This is a genomic window from Teredinibacter turnerae T7901, assembly GCF_000023025.1.
Taxonomy (GTDB): Bacteria; Pseudomonadota; Gammaproteobacteria; order Pseudomonadales; family Cellvibrionaceae; genus Teredinibacter; species Teredinibacter turnerae_B.
This window is the reverse complement of sequence record NC_012997.1, coordinates 3,157,224-3,177,487: the sequence shown is the minus strand read 5'-3', so window position 1 is coordinate 3,177,487 and position 20,264 is coordinate 3,157,224. Positions and strand designations below refer to the sequence as shown.

The following is a 20,264-nucleotide window of genomic DNA, read 5'->3' as shown; positions in this document are numbered from 1 at the left end:
TGCCCTCGGGTTTATCTGTACTTGAATCGCTAGAAGCGTTTCGCGCGTGTCGTTCAGGCGCGGTGAGCGCCCCCGAGCCGTTTTGGTATGAAATTGTCGCGTATTTGCCCCCTGAACGACCCGAGGAAGTGGCTTTGGCGGCAATCTGGTGCGATCTCTTACAGCTTAACCGGGCCAGTTTAAATGATAATTTTTTCGCGTTAGGCGGCAATTCACTGACACTGGTTCGTTTAGAGTTCGCGATCCTCGAAGGTTTTAGCGTTGCTGTAAGTATTGGTGAATTGTTTAGTCACCCCACGCTTTCCGAGCAGGCGCGTCTGATTCACGAAAAAGAACAGTTGGCCGCATTACCGCAAATTGCCCGATTACCGCAAAATGTTCCAGCGCCCTTGTCCTATGCTCAGCAGCGCCTGTGGTTTCTGGATAAAATGGACGGGCAAAGTGCGCAGTACAACATGCCTCTGGCGTTGCGGATTGCGGGCAAGCTCGACTCTGCCGCCTTGCAATTTGCCTTGCAGCAAGTCATCGAACGCCACGAAGTGCTGCGCACCTCTTACCACAGCAATAGTCAAGGTGATCCAATATTACACCTGCGCGATAGTATCGCTTTTACTCTGCGCCTTGAAGACGTTAGCCTCCGTGAAAGTGGTGAACGCGAGGCAGCTGTCAAAGCCTATATCGATGCTGACGCGCGGCGGCCATTTGACCTCAGTCGCGATCTTATGCTGCGCGGTGCACTTATCAAAGTGGGTGAGGATGATCATGTCCTGTCTTTGGCGGTACATCATATCGCGGCGGACGGTTGGTCGGTTGGTCTCATACTCGATGAGTTTGTCGCCCTCTACCAGGATGCCGTTGAAGGTCGCAGCCCCAGCTTAGCGCCGCTAAAAATTCAGTATTCAGATTTTGCCCATTGGCAACGGGAGCTATTGGCTGACGAAAAATATCTTGCGCCCCAGCTGGATTATTGGAAGTCACGTTTGCACGGTGCGCCACCCGTACATGGACTACCTTTGGATAAACCGCGCCCGGAAGTTGCTACCTTTAATGGTGCTGTCCATCATCAGCAGTTGGGACGGCAGCTGAAAGAACAACTCAACGCCCTTTGTCTGGCCAGTGATAGTACATTGTTTATGGTGCTGGATGCGGCCTTTGCGGTATTGCTTTCACGCTTCAGTCGCGAGTCCGATATTGTCATTGGGACGCCGATCGCCAATCGCAGTCACAGTGATATCAGTGAACTCATTGGATTTTTTGTCAACACCCTGGTGTTGCGCCACACCATTGATTTCGGGCAGAGTTTCCGGGATTTTCTCGCAGACGTAAGAACACTCGCATTAGAAGCATACGAACACCAACATGTGCCCTTTGAGATGCTGGTGGAATCGTTGGACGTTACCCGTAGTAGCCGTCACAGTCCGGTATTCCAAATTATGTTTGTTTTACAAAATGCGGAATCGGGAGACTTAACTTTACCGGGCTTATCGATTACGCCTTTAGAGCAGGCGCATACGGTCGCCAAATTCGATTTAACCTTAAGTATAAAAGAGACGGCGCAAGGGTTAAGTGTTGCCTGGGAATACAATACCGATTTGTTTGGTCCCGATACTATTGCTCAGTTGGCAAATAGCCTCGAGCATGTGATTCGTTCGGTGTTAGAAAACCCTGATGCAGATTTGGATAAAATTGTCCTGTTGAGTGAGAGCGAGATAGCGCCGATTATCGCACGGTCGTCGTCAGAATATTCTTGCGCCGATCGTTTTAAGGGGCAGTGTATTCACGAAATCTTTGCCAAGCAGGTGGCTGCTAATCCAGAAGGAACGGCAGTGGTATTTGGTGAGCAGCGACTTACCTACAGGGAGTTGAATGAGCGGGCGAGCAAACTAGCACTATTTCTTCAAGCGCACTATGAAATGTACCCAGACCAATTGATCGGCATTTGTTTGCCAAAATCAGTTGATATGATCGTCGCAATCTTGGCGGTACTGAAAGCCGGTAGCGCTTATGTGCCCCTTGATCCAGATTATCCACTTAAACGATTGTTGTACATTGTTGAAGATGCGTCTTTAAAACTTGTTATTACTAATCACAATGTGGAACTTGCGCGGGAGCTCAAAAACGAACAGCGGGTTTACATTGATGATATCGAAACCATTCGAAAAATTGAGAGCGTCGATATTAGTGATGTGCAATTATTGGAACGTCTTTCCCAGGAGATTTCTGACAATAATTTAGCGTATGTTATTTATACTTCCGGTTCGACCGGGAAGCCGAAAGGGGTTTTGGTGGAACACCGTCAGGTCGCTCGTTTGTTTGACGCCACTGCTTTTGGCTTCCATTTTGATTGTGACGACGTCTGGTGCCTTTTTCATTCGTTCGCGTTTGATTTTTCTGTATGGGAGATCTGGGGCGCACTGTTTCATGGCGGTCAATTAGTTGTAGTACCAAAAGACGTTGCACGTTCATCTCAAGAATTTTACAAGTTTTGTCGGCAGTCCGGTATTACCGTTCTTAATCAAACTCCAAGCGCATTTAATCAGTTTATTGCCGCAGATCAGTACCAGGGAGATTCTGCCAATTCAGCTCTGCCCGCGCTGAATCTTCGTTATATTATATTTGGTGGCGAAGCTCTGGTATTGTCGAGCATCGTACCGTGGGTTGAAAAATACGGCGATAGTGCGCCAGAGATAATCAACATGTACGGTATAACAGAGACCACCGTGCATGTTACATACAGGAAAATCTTACGCTCGGATGTGATGCCAGTGTCTAATGCGAGCGTTATCGGTCGGCCGCTAGCCGATCTTTCCGCGTTCGTATTGGATACGTCAATGCGTCCGGTACCATTTGGTGTCGCTGGCGAGCTATTTGTTGGCGGCCCCGGCATAACCCGAGGTTACCTTAATCGCCCGGATTTAAACCGGGAACGCTTTGTAACACCGGGTGACTGTTTGACATCAGCGGGCGTAAAACTTGATCTGTTGTATAAAACCGGGGACTTGGTTGTTTTTCGACGAAATGGTGATCTCGAATATCTAGGTCGCATTGACAATCAGGTTAAAATTCGCGGTTTTAGGATCGAGCTGGGTGAAATTAAGGAGGTCTTGCTCCAGTGTAGTTTGGTCCAGCACGCGGTAGTTGCTGTTGCTGGCGCGGATGCGGACAAGCAACTTAAAGCGTTTGTTGTGCCTGCGAATGGCAATTCGCTGGCAGAGGAACAGGTTAAAGAAAAAATCAGGCTCACATTGCACCAGTATCTGCCTGAGCACATGATTCCACGGTCATTGGTGTTGATAGATGAAATTCCGTTGACTGCGAATGGCAAAACAGATAATCAGGCGCTTCTTAATTTAGGGAAAAACCATTCGAGTGAGGTATTTCAAGCGCCGGAAACCCCAACCGAGATAACGCTAGCAAAAGTATGGCAGGAGTTACTTAACCATCCTCAAGTTGGGAAAATGGATAACTTTTTCCAACTTGGCGGTCATTCACTAATGGTGATACGTCTGATATCACGCTTACAGAAGGAGCGGGTCAGACTGGACGCGCACGATATATTTAAATATCCCGTGCTTTCTGAGCTGGCTCGTTGCATAGACGAGTCTGGACTGCGCCCTCAAGATGACGTTCCGGAAAATAGAATACATTCAGACTGCGAAAAAATAACGCCGGACATGTTGCCTCTTGTTACTCTGTCCGCGCAAGAGCTTGAATTAATAGCGGAGAACATTCCAGGCGGCTATAAAAATATTCAGGACATATACCCTCTGGCGGCGTTGCAGGAAGGTCTATTATATCACCACGTAATCGGCGACGGCAGTGACCCATACATTCTCCCCGCATTATTTAAATTCGACAACACCCCTGCATTGGATGCGTTTCTCGGTACGCTACAGAGGGTGATAGATCGACACGATATACTGCGTACTGCGATTATATGGGAGGGACTGTCGCAGCCCGTACAAGTGGTGTGCAGGCGAGTAGCGGCACCACTTGAATATATTAAGGTTCCTGAAGCTGAGGATGGAGATATTCTGAGCATTATGGAGCAACACTGTTTACCGCAGCACCAATGGATGGATTTGACGCAAGCGCCACTGCTTAGGGTAAAAGTGGCGGAAAAAGCAGTGGGGCAGACGCGCTATGCATTATTGCAGCTGCATCATCTGATTGACGACGTTACAAGCATTCAAGTGTTGCAGCAAGAAATAGCGCATCTTTTAAAAGGTGAGGCTCAAGCATTGGCCAGGCCTGTGCCTTATCGAAATTTCGTCGCTCTTTCCGCCCGAAAGAAGGACGCTTTGGCAACAGAAGAATTTTTTGCTTCCTATCTTGGTGATGTTGAGGAACCATCTTATCCATTTGGCTTGAAGGACGTTCAATCTCAAGCATTGAATATCATTGAGGCTAAAGCATCAATTTCGCCGGGGTTAGCGCGGATTATTCGCATGCAGGCGCGGCGAGCTGAAGTCAGTCCGGCGACGATTTTCCATTGTGCGTGGGCGATGGTGATAAGTTTATGTTGTGGGCGTGATGATATTGTTTTTGGAACGGTTCTGTCCGGGAGGATGAGTAACATACCCGGTGCAGACACCATGTTGGGTATGTTTATAAATACCTTACCTGTTCGCGCAAAAACGAACGGAGAGTCCGCTCTAGGATTTGTACAGGGCATGCATCGGCATTTGCAATCTCTAATACCTTATGAGCATACATCGCTCGCGCTAGCTCAGCAAATGGCAGCGCTACCTACAGATACACCGCTGTTCAGTAGTCTATTAAACTATCGGCACGTGGCGAATGTTCCGATTGATAAACATGAGCCAAGTGCGAGCGACTTCGGTATTTCGCTCGTTCATGTTCAGGAGCGTACTAATTACCCTGTGAGCATGTCGGTAGCCGACACTGGTGTTGCATTTGAGTGCGACGTACAAATAGCAAACTCATTTGATCCACATGCGGTCTTAGGCTATGTATTTGAAGCTGTATTTAGCATTGCGACTGCATTGGCAGCCGATTCGCCAATAGGGATATCTGCGCTTTCTGTGCTGCCGGAATACGAAATGACATGCATGTTACGTTTAGGAAAGGCAGCTGAGCTGGCTTTGGCTCACGATACGATCATCGCGCGCTTCGATCAAATCCTAACCGGGTTCGCAGACAATACTGCAGTAAAATGGGGAGATGTACACCTAAGCTATAGTGAGCTGGAAAGCAAAGCGAATAAGCTGGCTAATTTTTTAACTAGTACTGCTCAGGTGAAAAAAGGGGATATTGTCGCATTGAGTTTGCCGCCGTCGACAACGCTCGTTGTCGCGGTTTTAGCTGTTATGAAGGCAGGCGCAGCCTATTTGCCAATCGATGTTAAAATGCCCGAGGATCGGGTTAAGTACATTCTGGACGATGCGAAAGTATCATCTATTCTTACGGTTTCCAGCTATAGCGCGGCGTTACAGGGTTTGGTCGAACACACCGTATGTCTTGATGCAGAAAAGACTAAAACGGTTATTGAGAATCAGCCGCTTCAAAAACCTGCTGCGCACAACGATGCGCAGAGCCTTGCTTATGTGATCTACACTTCTGGCTCCACCGGTGTTCCCAAAGGGGTGGGTGTGTCCCATAGAAATTTTGTTGCTTTTATTGAAGCGATGACTGTGGATTACCCCATTACTCCTGGTCTGCGAGTTCTGCAGTTTTCATCCTTCTCATTTGATGTATTTGTCGAGGAATTTTCTGCTTCCGTGTTAAGTGGTGGTTGCCTGGTAATACCCGAAGACGAAGTTTTAACGAGCGTAGAGCATTTTATAAAACGTGTTTGTACCGATGAAATTAATGTACTCTCGCTGCCTACTGCTTTTTGGCACCAATTGTGTTCGGAACTCCAGCACCTCAGGTTACTGGAAAATTCGAATCTTCGGCTGATCGTCACGGGTGGCGAAGCAATGAATCTTGAGTGCGCCGAAGATTGGCGTAGATGCGTACCCGGAGAAATTCGCGTCCTTAATAGTTATGGTCCGACTGAAACAACCGTTGCGGTTAGCTACTACGATATTGCTGGTTTGACGGCGGATCTGCCTAGCGTGCCGATCGGTAGGCCGATGACAAACACCTCTCTCTATGTATTAGGTACTGAAAAAAACCTTTTACCACGTGGGGTTCTTGGTGAACTTTACGTGGCGGGTCCACAGGTTACGGGTGGCTACTTCAATCGTTCAGAGTTAACTGAAAAGAGTTTTTCGATTGTTGCCCTCGGGCACGAAAAAAAGTGGCTTTATCGAACAGGTGATTTGGTGCGATGGCAAGACAACGGTGTTCTTAGTTTTGAAGGGAGAGTCGACGAACAGGTTAAGGTGCGAGGTTTTCGCATTGAATTAAAAGAAATTGAACAGCATCTGCTGCGACATCCCGGAGTGCAGGATGCTCTGGTTACCTATACGGAAGTTTCCGTCGGAAATTCACAGCTTATTGCATGGATTGTTTTTGACAAAACCCATGCGGATAAAATTACGGAAGAAGCCGTTAAAACATGGTTGAAAAATAGATTGCCTGGATACATGGTTCCCGCCACTGTAAAAGCGCTGCTTCAATTTCCGCTGACGATAACGGGAAAAATTGATAGAAAGGCTCTACCGTTAGATCTCCTTGATAGTGGCGAATCACTCTCTTATTCACCTCCAACCACAAAATCACAAGAGATACTCTGTGATTTGTGGCGGGATATTCTTGGTCAATCAAACGTAGGCATTCATACTAATTTTTTCGATTTGGGCGGGCATTCGCTACTGGCGATGCGATTGGTTTCGCGAATAAATGAGCGCTTCGGCTCGAATCTTCGTGTGCGAGAGGTATTTGAGCACGCCACGGTGGCTTCGCAATCCGAGTTGCTTGCAAATCAGGGGCTAGACGAGAGTCAATCAAAGAGCAACAGTATATCACAGGTTGACAGGAGTGACCCTCAGCCGCTGTCTTATGCGCAGCAACGTTTATGGTTTATTCATCAGTTGGAACCTGGCAGTTTCAAATACAATATGCCCATCGCCTTTAAGGTGGATGGATGCCTCGATGTCGATATTTTCGTTAAGGCCGTTGATCTAATTGTCGATCGTCACGAAGTATTGCGAACGGTGTATTTACCGGCCAGGAATCATGTTAAAAAAGCGTATGCGCTTGAAGTAGAGCAGCTGGTTAAGGAGCGGGTATCTACGCTTACAGAGGTGGTGGATCTGCTGTCTGAAGCGAAAGAGTCTTTGGAAACCCAGGTTGCGGAGATAGCGTCGCACGAAGCGTCCATGCCATTCGATCTTGCCACAGACATGGCATTGCGCGCAAAGGTACTGAAGTGTGCTGAGTCGAGCACTATTATTCTGATCACTGTACACCATATTGCGTTTGATGGCTGGTCCATTGGATTGTTTGTGCAGGAGCTCGGTGAAATTTATGCTGCTCTTGCCAACGGAAAACAACCCCATCTACGGCGTCTCGATATTCAATATGCCGATTATGCCGACTGGCAGAGGCGACATATAACAGCGAATGAGCTTTCACAACAGACTGAATTTTGGTGTGAGCAGCTAAGTGATATTCCCCTACACCATCAGTTGCCATTGGATTATCCGCGGGGACAAATACAGAGTACAAAAGGCGCTAAATATCAACAGTTCCTGAGTAAGGAATTTTCCACCCAGTTGGAGCTGTTATGTCGAGAAACAGATTCAACGCCGTTTATGGTTTTGCAATTGGTGTTTGCGCTATTTGTAGCGCGTTATAGTAACCAAAAAGATGTTGTCGTAGGTACCCCCGTCGCCAATCGTAACCACCCTCAACTGGAGCCCCTGATTGGGCTGTTTGTAAATACGCTGGTGTTGCGTTCTCAGTTTACCGAAAACCTCAGCTTTCTAGCGTGTTTGGCACAATCGAAAGCTAATGTGCTTTCTGCGATGGATAATCAGGATATTCCGTTCGAAATGGTGGTGGAAGCGGTTAATCCCGAGCGGAGTTTGAGTGTAAGCCCAATATTTCAGCTTATGTTTTCGATGCAGCAGGCTGAGCTACAGGCTGTAAGCGCCGCGGGTGTTAAGTTCGAGCCGATGGATAGCGAGGAAGTTGTCGTCCGCCAGGAGCTCCACCTATCGTTGGATCTGCTCGATGGTGGGCTGAATCTAACATGGACCTACTGCTCGGAACTGTTTAGCCGGGAATCGATTGAGCGTATGTCAGTCTGTTTTAAGACATTACTGTCTGCGATTCTTTCACACCCTGACGAGTCGATATTCTCGCTACCACTTTTGTGTGAAAGTGAAGAGCAGAAAATATGTGTCGAGTGGAATAATACTTTCGAAGAAGTGAAAGATCTACCAATGACAGTGTCGTCCGTCCAACAAGTGGCGAAAGAATATCCGGATGCGCTGGCCATTAAATTTGGTTCACTTCAACTAAATTACGTAGAGCTTCTTAATGCTACCGAAAACATTGCACGTGCGTTGTTAAACGAAAATACCACGCCAGATTCTGTTATAGCAATTTACTTTGAACGTTCCCTGGAGCTGATTCCAGCAGTACTGGCAGCAATGAAAGTCGGGGCGGTTTATTTGCCCATCGAGCCTCAGAACACACCGGAACGCATTGAAAATATACTCGAAGACGCGGGCGTATACCTTGTTTTGGTTGACCCGCGTTTGCAGAAAAATTTGCCTGTAACCTGTAAGCGACTACCGATAGATTTTGCCGACGATGTCACGTTACTTTCGCCGGTTGAGCATGTGCAAAATGTTCGCAGGTCCCTGGCGGATCCGGCATATATTATTTATACATCTGGTTCGACTGGCCGGCCAAAAGGTGTTCAACTCACACATCTCGGATTGCAGGATTATTTGCAGTTTGCATTGCGCCGATATTACAAATCAGGACTAATTGGCTCAATATTATTAACGTCGCACGGGTTTGATATTACTGTGCCTGCAATTTACCTTCCTTTGCTGACGGGTGGCGTTGTGAATCTAGTGGGGAACGATGACCCCTTAGCGGACACCCTGCAAATATTGCAAGCCTTGGAGCAGAGCGTAGACAGTGATGGGTACCCGAAAGGGTATCTGTTGCGGATGACACCCCAGCACGTCCAGGCGTTGCTTGTTCTCGCCGGGTCGAGCATCCCCACTTTTACTGTAAGACACTGTTTTGTGATCGGTGGGAGCCGGTTCGCTCCGGAGCTGGCTATCGAGCTGCAAAACCGGTTTCCTAATAGCCAAATATTTAACCATTATGGGCCGACGGAAATCGTCGTCGGGTGTACAACTTTCGATGTTACGCAGCACATTCATCAGCTTGGCAGGTCAATTCCCATTGGTGAACCGGCTGATAATACTGCGCTTTTTGTGCTTGATGACCATTTCCAGCCACTTCCTATTGGAGCTGTTGGCGAGCTCTATGTGGGCGGGAGAGGGGTGGCAAAAGGGTATTTGAACCGGGCGGAATTAAACCTTTCGAAATTTATCCCGAGTCCGTTTGTATTTGGACAAAAAGAAGACCACTGCCAACAGCAGAAATTGTATCGAACCGGCGACTTGGTTCGTTGGTTACCCGCCGGCGTATTGGATTACGTGGGCAGGGCGGACGATCAGGTGAAGATACGCGGCTATCGAGTTGAGCTGGGTGAAATCGAAAATACGTTTCGCACGTTTCCTTCCGTTCGTGACGTTGCCGTTGTTGCTCGAGAGTGTGTGCAGAAGGATACCCAACTGGTTGCTTTTATCGTGCTTGTTGAAAACACGTCCGATGCATCAGGTGCAGAGTTTTTGCGACGCTCCATTGCCGAAAAGCTTCCTAGCTATATGGTGCCCGCGAATATCGAACTTCTCGATGCGCTGCCGTTAAACAGAAACGGTAAAATCGACCGTCATAAGCTCGCTGCGTTCACGCTTTCTGAGGTCCAAGAAATTGAAAAGCCAACGTCTCCCACGGAACAGCGGCTGGTAGATTTCTGGAAAGAATTACTCGGATTAGACGATCTGGGAGTGACAACTTCGTTTTTTAGTCTCGGTGGGCATTCTTTACTAGCGATTCGTCTGGTGGCTTTTATAAAAGACAGTTTTAGCTCACCTGTTACTGTCGCTGATATTTTTACCCATCATACAATCAAATCACTTGCGTCGTTAATCGATGCCCGCACCGGGGCCGATTCTATGACGATACCTTGTGCGGACAGAGGTCAATCAATACCGCTCTCACACGCACAGCAGCGTTTGTGGTTGATTGATCAAATGACTGGACCAAGCCCACAATATAATGTACCGATGGCGCTGCATCTTACTGGCTTGCTAAATAGGAAAGCGCTGGAATCTTCTTTCAACCAGATTGTTCAACGACACGAGGTTTTACGTACGATTTATCAGGTTTCGGATGAAGGTAACCCGGTACAGGTTATAAATACTCTGAGCTCATTACCCGTTCAATGGATCGATTTAGACGAATGCGCTACTGAAGAAAAAGAATTGCAACTGGCATCTCTATTCAGTCAGGAGGCATTAAAACCCTTTGATCTGGCTACGGATATCATGATTCGGGTTGTTGTTGTTCGCCTCTCAGAAACAGCGCATGTTCTTATTGTAAATATGCACCATATCGCATCGGATGGCTGGTCTGTGGGCGTATTGGTGGACGAGTTTGTCAGATTATACGAGCGTTATACTTCTGTAAAAGAACCATCGCTCCCCGAGCTGCCGATCCAATATGCCGACTATGCTGCCTGGCAACGTCAAACAATGACGGAAACGCAATTACATACTCAGCTCAACTACTGGCGGTCCTATCTGAACGGCATTCCCTGTCTTCATGCTCTTCCGACCGATTTGCCGCGGCCTAAAGTGTTTTCATCTGAAGCCGCAACAGTGAATTGTGCTATTAGTCCAGATGTTTATCACGGTTTAATAACACTGGCACAAAAGCAACAGGTTACGCTCGTGACGATTGTGGAGGCGGCACTAAATGTTCTCATGAGTCGGATAAGCGGCTCCGATGATGTGGTACTTGGCAAGCCAATTGCGAACCGTGGACACACACAACTCGAAACGCTCGTAGGTTTCTTTGTTAATACAATCGCCGCTCGCAGCCAAATTGATGATTCCCTCCCATTTGATCAGTACCTTGGTCAAATGCAGCAGTCAGCGATAAACGCATTTGAAAATCAGGAAATTCCGTTCGAAATGGTGGTTGAGTCACTGCACACGGTGCGGACGCAATCGCACAGTCCTATATTTCAGGTTATGTTTAGCGTGCGGAACCGAGATCAGGTGAAGCAGCAAATTGCTGGCCTGCAAGTTGAGCCGATTCAACCCCAAAACCCAGCGGCTAAATTTGACCTTATCCTCGCTGTTGCCGAGACTGCGCATGGCCTCGAAACGGTTTGGGAATATGCACTGGATTTATTCTTGGAACCAACAATTCAGAGGGTGGCTATGGCATTTAATAGATTGCTTAACGCCATTGTTTCCAGACCCTCGGCTCCAATTGCAGATCTACCCCTGGTCGATACTCGTGATGTGAAACAATTGCAGGCTTGGAGCGATTCGCTAAATCGCGATAGGTTGCTTAACGAAACTCCAGCTTTGCGCCGTTTTGAGAGTCTGCTGAGTCGACATGAAATCTGGGTTGTTGACCGTAACGGTTACCCGTTGCCCTTGGGAGCAGTGGGAGAACTTGTCTTACTTCGTCCTGAAGGTAGGTTGTCAGTTTCTGAATTGGCGAAAGCAGGAGTGACGGAAGAATGTGCTATCACGGAGGTACAGGCATTTCCTGCACAGGCAATCGTACGGACGGGTTTGTTCGTGCGTGTAACTCCAGATAATCGAGTGGAAAATTTTGGTGAACTTTCACAGTACCAATGGATTAATGGGTATCGTATTTCATTTGAGAGGTTGCGTCATCGTATATTGCGCTATCCGGGGATAAGTGATTGTCGTTTGGACGTGCGGGTATTTGCTTCTGCAGAATCTTCGGCTACCGGTGCCGAATCGAGGTATCTCGCGCTTTATTTTGTGTTTTATGAAGAAATCCTTCCGACCGACAAAAAGGGTGTTTTTCAAGCGTTGCACGCATGGTTGGAAAATACATTGCCCGAGTACGAAGTGCCCACTGCAATGCACCTCGTTGATTCCATCCAAACGCTGGAAAGTTTCGATGATGCATCCTTATCCAAGCCTGAACCAGAATGGTTGGCGACGAGTATCGACGGAACACTGACCACTGAATACGAACTCTCGTTAGCTAAACTGTGGGGAGAATTACTGGAAGCGAAAGACATAGATGCCAGATCTAATTTCTTTGCGCTAGGAGGTAACTCGCTAACACTTGTACGACTTGAATTCGCTATTTTTGAACAATTTAAAGTCGAATGCAGTGTGCGAGCGCTTTTCGAGGCTTCAACCCTTGCCAAGCAGGCGCGACTCATCGCGCAAAAACAAAATGCGGTGCCCACAAATGATACGTTAGGCAGCAGCAGAATTTCCCCGACAGATAGAAGTCAGCCTCTGCCACTGTCGTATGCGCAGCAAAGACTGTGGTTTATTGATCGGATGGAGGGCGGCAGCCCACAATACAATATGCCGATTGTATTGCGCCTGGAGGGAAATCTTGATAGTGCTGCACTTGAAAAATCGCTAAATAGTATTGTTGCGCGCCATGAAGTTCTGCGCACGGTTTATACCACCGATCATCGTGGGCAGGCAGTACAAACGATAAATCCTGCGAAATATTTCTCGATACCAGTCGAAGATCTCAGCACGCTGGCCGATAGTGACAAGGCTGCGCGCGCGAAAGCGTTTGTCGAAGAAAATGCAGTAAAATCCTTCGATCTGGCCCGGGACTCCATGTTGAGAGGTTGTCTTATTCGGTTTGACGAATGTGACCACCTGCTGGCACTTACTATGCACCACATCGCCTCGGATGGTTGGTCCATTGGGGTTCTCACTGAGGAGTTTGCAGCATTTTATAACGCATATTGTGCGGGCACGTCAGACACCGAAGCAGTGTTACCTGCGCTACTTTTGCAATACGGGGATTTTGCTGTCTGGGAACAGGCTACTCTGACCAGTGAATATCTGGATAGCGCACTTGCCTACTGGCGAGAAAAGCTTACCGGCATTCCTCCGCTTCACAATCTACCCCAGACTTCTAGGCCATTTGATGTTCTGTCGAATCGTGGGCGAACATTTGTGCAACGCCTACCAAAAACGCTCCTCGATGACCTAACCGCGTTGTCTAATGCGCAAGGTGTTACACTGTTTGTTACCTTGCAATCGCTATTTTCGATTCTTATTGCGCGACTAAGTAATGAAACAGATGTTGTTATAGGCACGCCGGTAGCTAATCGACCAAAATCAGAATTAACGTCTTTGATCGGCTTTTTTGTCAATACGCTGGTTTTACGCTCGACAATTAACCCTCATGTTTCTCTTAAAGACTTTTTAAAGGAAAATCAAACATCCATTCTTACCGCGTTTGAATTCCAGCACCTGCCATTTGAAATGCTGGTTGAGAAGTTGCAGCCGGCACGCATTGTTAATCATTCGCCAGTATTTCAGATTCTTTTTTCCCTGCAAAATTCTTTGACGAAAATGCCGCCGTTACCTGGGCTAAAAATATCGGGTTACGAACGCGAAGATTCCATTGTTAAGTTTGATTTGACGGTTACCTGGGCTGAAACACCCGAAGGCCTTACGGGAAATTGGGAATATCGGAGCGATCTATTCTCCGAGTCATTAATTCGAACCTTTGCGAACGCCTTTGAAACGCTTCTGTCAAATGCCGTTCATTCAGCGGGCATAAATATCGGCGAGCTGACGCTGTTAAGTCGCGATACGTTCAAGAACCAATTAGATCGGTTTACCACTAACACTGACATACCTCTTGATAAGACAAATTTGTCTGTTCTTGCTTTTTTTGAGCAGCACGCAGAAACGCAACCGACGTTACCGGCGCTCGTCATGGGCGATACCCAGGTCAGTTACGCTACATTGAACGCGCGAGCCAATCAGGTAGCGCACGCGCTCATTCATCAAGGTCTCGTACCGGGCCAGCGAGTGGGATTGTGTGCGGAACGCAGTCCGGACATGATCATCGGTTTATTAGCGGTGTTAAAAGCCGGTGGTGCCTATGTGCCGCTGGATCCGCAATACCCCGTTCAGCGGTTGCAGTTTATGTGTGAGGATTCAGACCTTTCAGCGGTGATCTGCCAGCGCCAACTTGCCGATCATCCGGCGCTGAAACCTTACAATATTATTTTTGTTGACGAGCCTGCCTACGCTTCAACCTATCCGGAGAGCAATCCCAATGTGCCAGTCTCGGCAGAGAGTCCTGCTTATATCATTTACACGTCGGGTTCCACAGGAACCCCAAAAGGGGCGTTGCTCGCGCACCGGGGCTTAACGAACCTGGCACTGCAACTGCGGGGACAGTTGAATGTTGACCCACAAAGTCGGGTTTTACAATTTGCCTCAATCTCTTTCGATGCTGCGACCTTCGAATGGACGCTGGCACTGTGCTCGGGTGCGCAACTGCATTTAATTAGCGCAGAAGCTGCCGCTACCCCGGCGTTATTGGATCAGGCGGTGGCAAGTGCACAAATAACTCATGCATTGCTACCGCCCATCTTATTACCGCTGTTGGATCGGCAGGCGTGGGCGAGTGTGACTTGCCTGTTGATCGGTGGGGATACCTGTCCCCAAGTCTTGGCCGATACCTGGAGTGACGGTAGGACGTTATATAACGCGTATGGCCCGTCAGAAGCGACCGTCATTTGTACCCTTGGTCAATACCATGCAGGTCAAGCGGAGCTCCATATTGGCAGACCGTTGGGCCACTGTCAGGTGTATGTGCTGGATGAACGAGGCCACCCGGTGCCGGAAGGGGTTGAAGGCGAGCTGTATGTCGGTGGTGTTGGGGTGGCGATGGGGTACGTCAACCGGCCGGAATTGACGGCGCAGCGTTTTGTTGAACCGGCGGTGCTCGACTACCTTGATGAGCGATTAAGATCGCCCTTGTATCGTACCGGAGATCGGGTGAAGTGGTTGGCCGATGGCAACCTCGCCTATCTCGGGCGGGTCGACAACCAGGTGAAAATTGATGGGTTTCATATCGACGTCGCGAAAATCACTAGCTTATTGCACCGCCACAGCCAAGTGAAGCAATCAGTTGTAAGTACTGTAGCTGAAACAGACGGACCAAGACTGGTTGCCTATGTTGTAGCCAATGATGGCGCAGATATATTCGAAGGGGAACTCGAGGAATGGTTACGTTGTACCCAGCGGTTGGACGAGGTTCTGATTCCACGCGCATTTGTGAGTCTTGATGCACTGCCCATCGATGAAAATTTTCGTATCGATTTTTCAGCGTTGCCGGATGTTGAGTTCACCACTGAATCGACATTACCCTCGACGGATACAGAGATAAGACTCGCCGCGCTATGGGAGGAATTGCTTGGCATAGGTGCAGTGCAACGCACGAATAATTTATTTGAACTGGGAGCTAATTCACTCACAACTGTGCGCCTCGAAATGGCGATTCAGGAAAGTTTTAATGTTGAAGTCAATATCAAGCACCTTTTTGAATATGCGCGACTATCTTCGCAAGCCTGGTATATCGATCAGCTGTTGCCATCGCAGGAACGGCCTAAACTGGCTCCGTTGGCGGACAAGCCCAAAAATATTCCACTGTCTTTTGCCCAGCAGCGCCTCTGGTTTATCGATACTTTGCAAGGTGGTAAGAGCCCGCAATACAACATGCCAATTGCTCTATCGATTTCGGGCGATCTTAATTTGGTGTGTTTACAGCGTGCACTTGATGAGGTTATTGCACGCCATGAAATATTAAGAACCCAATACCACACCACAACGGAAGGTACAGCGTTTCAGGTGGTTCGTGAGCCTTTACCATTCCCGCTGGAAACGTTGGATTTAAGCGGGATATCGGACGATCAAAAAAATATACAAATGAACGAAATCGCTAGCAGCGCGGCGCTTTCACCATTTGACCTGTCACAAGATCTAATGCTAAGAGTGGTTCTGGTAAAGCAGGCTAGTACTAAATATAGCTTGCTTGTGAATATGCATCATATTGCGTCTGATGGTTGGTCGCTTGGGATTTTGGTTCAAGAGTTTTCAACGCTCTACAATGCGTTCGTAAAAGAGCAGAACAGTCCATTACAGCCGCTGCCGTTACAGTATGCCGATTTTGCGCTTTGGCAGCGGGAAGCTCTGGCTTCGAACGCGCTTCGCCCGCATTTAGAATACTGGAAAAATACACTGGCAGATCTTCCATTACTACATAATATTAGGCCAAATTTTACGAGGCCCCCGCAACAAACTTTCAACGGTGCTTCGCTTAGCCTGCCCTTGTGTCAATCACAAATCGATGCCTTGGCAGAGATTGCCAAATCACAAAACGCAACTTTATTCATGGCGTTAGAGACGGTGTTTACCATTTTCGTATGCCGGTGGAGTGGCGAGTATGATATTGCGGTTGGCACGCCCATTGCCGGTCGGCGTCAGAGCGCACTTTCAGGGCTCATAGGGTTTTTTGTTAATAATTTGGTTTTGCGCACTCGCATCGACGATGAAAAAAGTTTTCGGGCCTTGTTTCAGGAGAACCAGAAAACAATTTTGGAGGCGTTCGAGCATCAGGATGTGCCTTTTGAATTATTAGTTGATGAGCTGGTTGTAGAACGGCATATTAATTATTCTCCGTTGTTTCAGTTGCTCTTCTCCGTTCAATCGGATGCATTGCCAGAATTGAAACTGCAAGGGCTGGATATACGGGGGATGGAGTCTCAGTCGACAGTTGCCAAATTTGATTTGTCTGTGAATGTGCAAATCAGCGCTGAAAGCTGCTGCGTTGAGTGGACCTACAATACCGATTTGTTCAATGCATGGACAGTCGAGAGAATGGCTGTGGATTTCATTGAAGTCCTATCGAATATTGTTGCCGCACCTGAAATTCCGATCAGAGAATTATCATTTGTTAGCCCCGAGACTAATGCGCTTTATCAGCAGAAGCAATTTCGTGCAATATCTGCTACGGACACAAGGTGTTTACATCAGCAGTTTGAGTTGATGTGCGAGACTTATCCAGAATCTATTGCGTTAATTTTCGAAGACCAACGATTGAGCTATCATGCCGTCAATCGGCAAGCCAATAAGCTCGCCCACTTCTTCATTGAGCAGGGGGTCAGTGAAGGAGCTCTTATTGGGGTTTACCTGGAGCGATCGCCGGAACTGATTGTGTCGATACTGGCGATATTGAAAGTGGGGGCTGCTTATCTTCCATTAGATCCAGCGAACCCAATTGGAAGGATACAATACATGCTGGAAGATGCCTGTTCTTCCTGGGTTGTTTGCCAGTCACATCTTTCTTCTGCAATTCAATATTCAGGAAAAATCATTTGCCTGGATGACCCTGCTCAGCGTGAACTACTTGCAAAATTGCCCGAAACTAATCCGCACAGAAAAGTGGCCGTAAACAGTGCCGCCTATGTGATCTACACCTCGGGATCTACTGGCAAACCTAAGGGGGTGGTTGTTGAGCACCAGAATGTTATTAGCTTATTCAAAGCGTCCGAGCAGGTTTTCAATTTTAATGAACACGATTGCTGGACACTTTATCACTCCTTTGCTTTTGACTTTTCGGTATGGGAGATTTGGGGGGCGTTGTTCTATGGTGCCCGCTTGGTTATTGTGCCTTACCAAATCAGCCGAAACTACGGCGACTTTTATAAACTCATTAGCGAGGAAGGGGTGACAGTATTAAATCAAACGCCCTCAGCGTTTTATCTTCTTTCAGATGAAATCGTTACTGCAGCGAGTTCCGACCATAATCATTATAAAAATCTCGCATTGCGTTATGTTGTTTTCGGTGGTGAAGCACTTAATCCATTGCTATTGAAAAATTGGGTGACCTGTTTCGGGGATAGCCGGCCCAATCTGATTAATATGTACGGTATTACTGAAACGACGGTACACGTGACTTTTCGTCGGATGATGTCAAGCGATTGCGAATCATCCTGCAGTGTCATTGGGTTGCCACTAAATCATTTAAGCGCGTATATTTGCGACTGCGAGCAACGCCTGTTACCGCCGGGTGCGGCGGGTGAGCTCTATATTGGTGGTGAAGGTGTAACCAGGGGTTATCTCAATCGCGAACAATTAACATGTGAGCGATTTATTGAGAGCCCTTTTGGTTCGGGCGAACGCCTCTATCGCACCGGAGATCTGGCGCGTTGGAATCACGCGGGAGAGCTTGAGTATCTTGGACGAATTGATCAACAGGCTAAAATCCGAGGATTTAGAATCGAGCTGGGCGAGATTGAACATGAGCTACTTGCGACTGGGTTACTTTCTCAGGCGGTTGTAGACGTAGTGGGGGGCGATCATCAACGGTTGGTGGCTTATGTCTCGCCAATTTTAGAAGCTGAGCCCGAAACGCTTGTAAATACATTGCGTGATAGCTTAGAAAGCATTTTGCCTTTGTATATGATTCCAGGCGCTTTTGTTGTGGAACCTGAAATTCCACTGACCGCCAATGGAAAACTGGACCGCAAAGCCCTTAAGGACACAGCGGTAGAGCAGGTCGCCGCCGCGGAGTATGCGGCGCCGGTGACTGCCGTGCAACGCAAACTGTGCGATATATGGCAGGCACTCCTCAATTTAGAACGCGTCGGCGTGAATGATAATTTCTTTTCTGTCGGTGGCGATTCTATTCGTGTTGTTCAATTGGTGAAGCAGGCGGAACAGCGTGGCTGTTACTTTACGGTGAAGGATGTTTTTATGCATCAATCGGTTGCAGCTCTCAGCCGGCATTTGGAACACTCTTCTCCGACACAAAAATCACGAGTAGATGTCCCGTACCATTTACTGAACATGGAGCCGAACTCGTGCTTAAATGATGATGTCGGCGACCGCTACCCGATTACTGATATGCAGCGGCGGATGTTGCTTGCTCACGGTTCTATAGGGCTTGAAAAGGGCGTTTATCAACCGAAAATGCTTTATCAGATTGACGGGATCCCGTTCGATTTTGATGCCCTTTACAATACGTTCCACAAGCTTTTGGAGGAGCATCCCGTATTGCGCACTCGCTTTGGTCGTGATGAAAACGGTACTTTCTGGCAGGAAATCCTAGCAGATTATCAATGGTACCTGAGCGTGCTCAACGTGAATTCAGGGGTTGAAAGCGCCACGCAGTTGACAACATTTATTCAACATGATTTCGCCCCATTTATTTTGGGGCAAGCCTGCTTTCGATTTGCGGTGTTGTTACAGGCGGATGGTTCATGGCAGTTATTCATGTCGCTACATCACGCGATTATCGATGGTTGGTCACTCGTCGAATTACGAAACCAAATAGTGGCGGACTACCCACACTATCTCGCCCATAAAAATCTGCCTATAGCGCCGCGACACAATGTCTTCAAAGAGCATGTGGCCTTTAGTTTACAGGCATCTCAATCGCAGGAGGATATTACTGTCTGGTCGAGTCTTTTGAAAGATTTTCGCCCGATGCCGGTGTGCCCACTGTTGAATGGCTCTGATCACTCGACGAACACATCGATGCAATTCTTAATTAATCCTGCGTTGGCAAAGGATTTACAGACGTTTGCTGGAAAGGCGCAAGTAACTATCAAGTGTGTGCTTCTGCTCGCTTATCAGTACGCGTTGGGGGAGCTGGTGAAGACAGAAGCTGTCACAGTAGACGTGGTGACCAATGGTCGTACGGAAAACCTTAGCGATCCACTAGCCGGTATTGGGCTGTTTTGGCAGCTTTTACCGGTGTTTGTAGAATTGCAGGAAGACAAATATTCAACGCTTCACGAACTTAGCGAAAAGCTCTTCAAAATGGATGCTTATCCGCTTGTGGCACCGGGTATTATCGCTGATTTGGTTAGTAGTGAAAGGCTGAGTTACGCCGCGTTTAACTTTGTGAATTTTCACAATGCTAACAACCCGGGCGGCGAGGGGGCCGCTCAGGTACGAATTGGTTATGCGTCTGACCGTTTCGATTATGCTCTAAAACTCGCAATTTCTGGTGCAGTGGATAACGTAGATCAGTTGGCTGCGAGTCTTGATTTTGATAGAGAGCATTTTTCTGAACTTCAGATGAAGAATTTTTCACTGCGCTTCCTTGAGATTTTAGAATCTATTGTAAATGTGCAATTCTCCAATGGGGCTTCTGCGAAGCGCACCCCAGTTGTTTCCGAGAGTACGGATATGCTGTTAACGTAA

General features: G+C 47.8%; 1 protein-coding gene (only partly in view). It reads left to right on the top strand.

Going from position 1 to position 20,264, the window contains the following annotated elements:
* On the top strand, positions 1–20,264 hold the 3' portion of the coding sequence (locus TERTU_RS12625) for a non-ribosomal peptide synthase/polyketide synthase (RefSeq protein ID WP_015817883.1). Its footprint begins 2,077 nt before the window's first position; 20,264 of the gene's 22,341 nt are visible here — the last part of the coding sequence; the start codon falls outside the window, past its left edge; it ends in the stop codon at positions 20,262–20,264.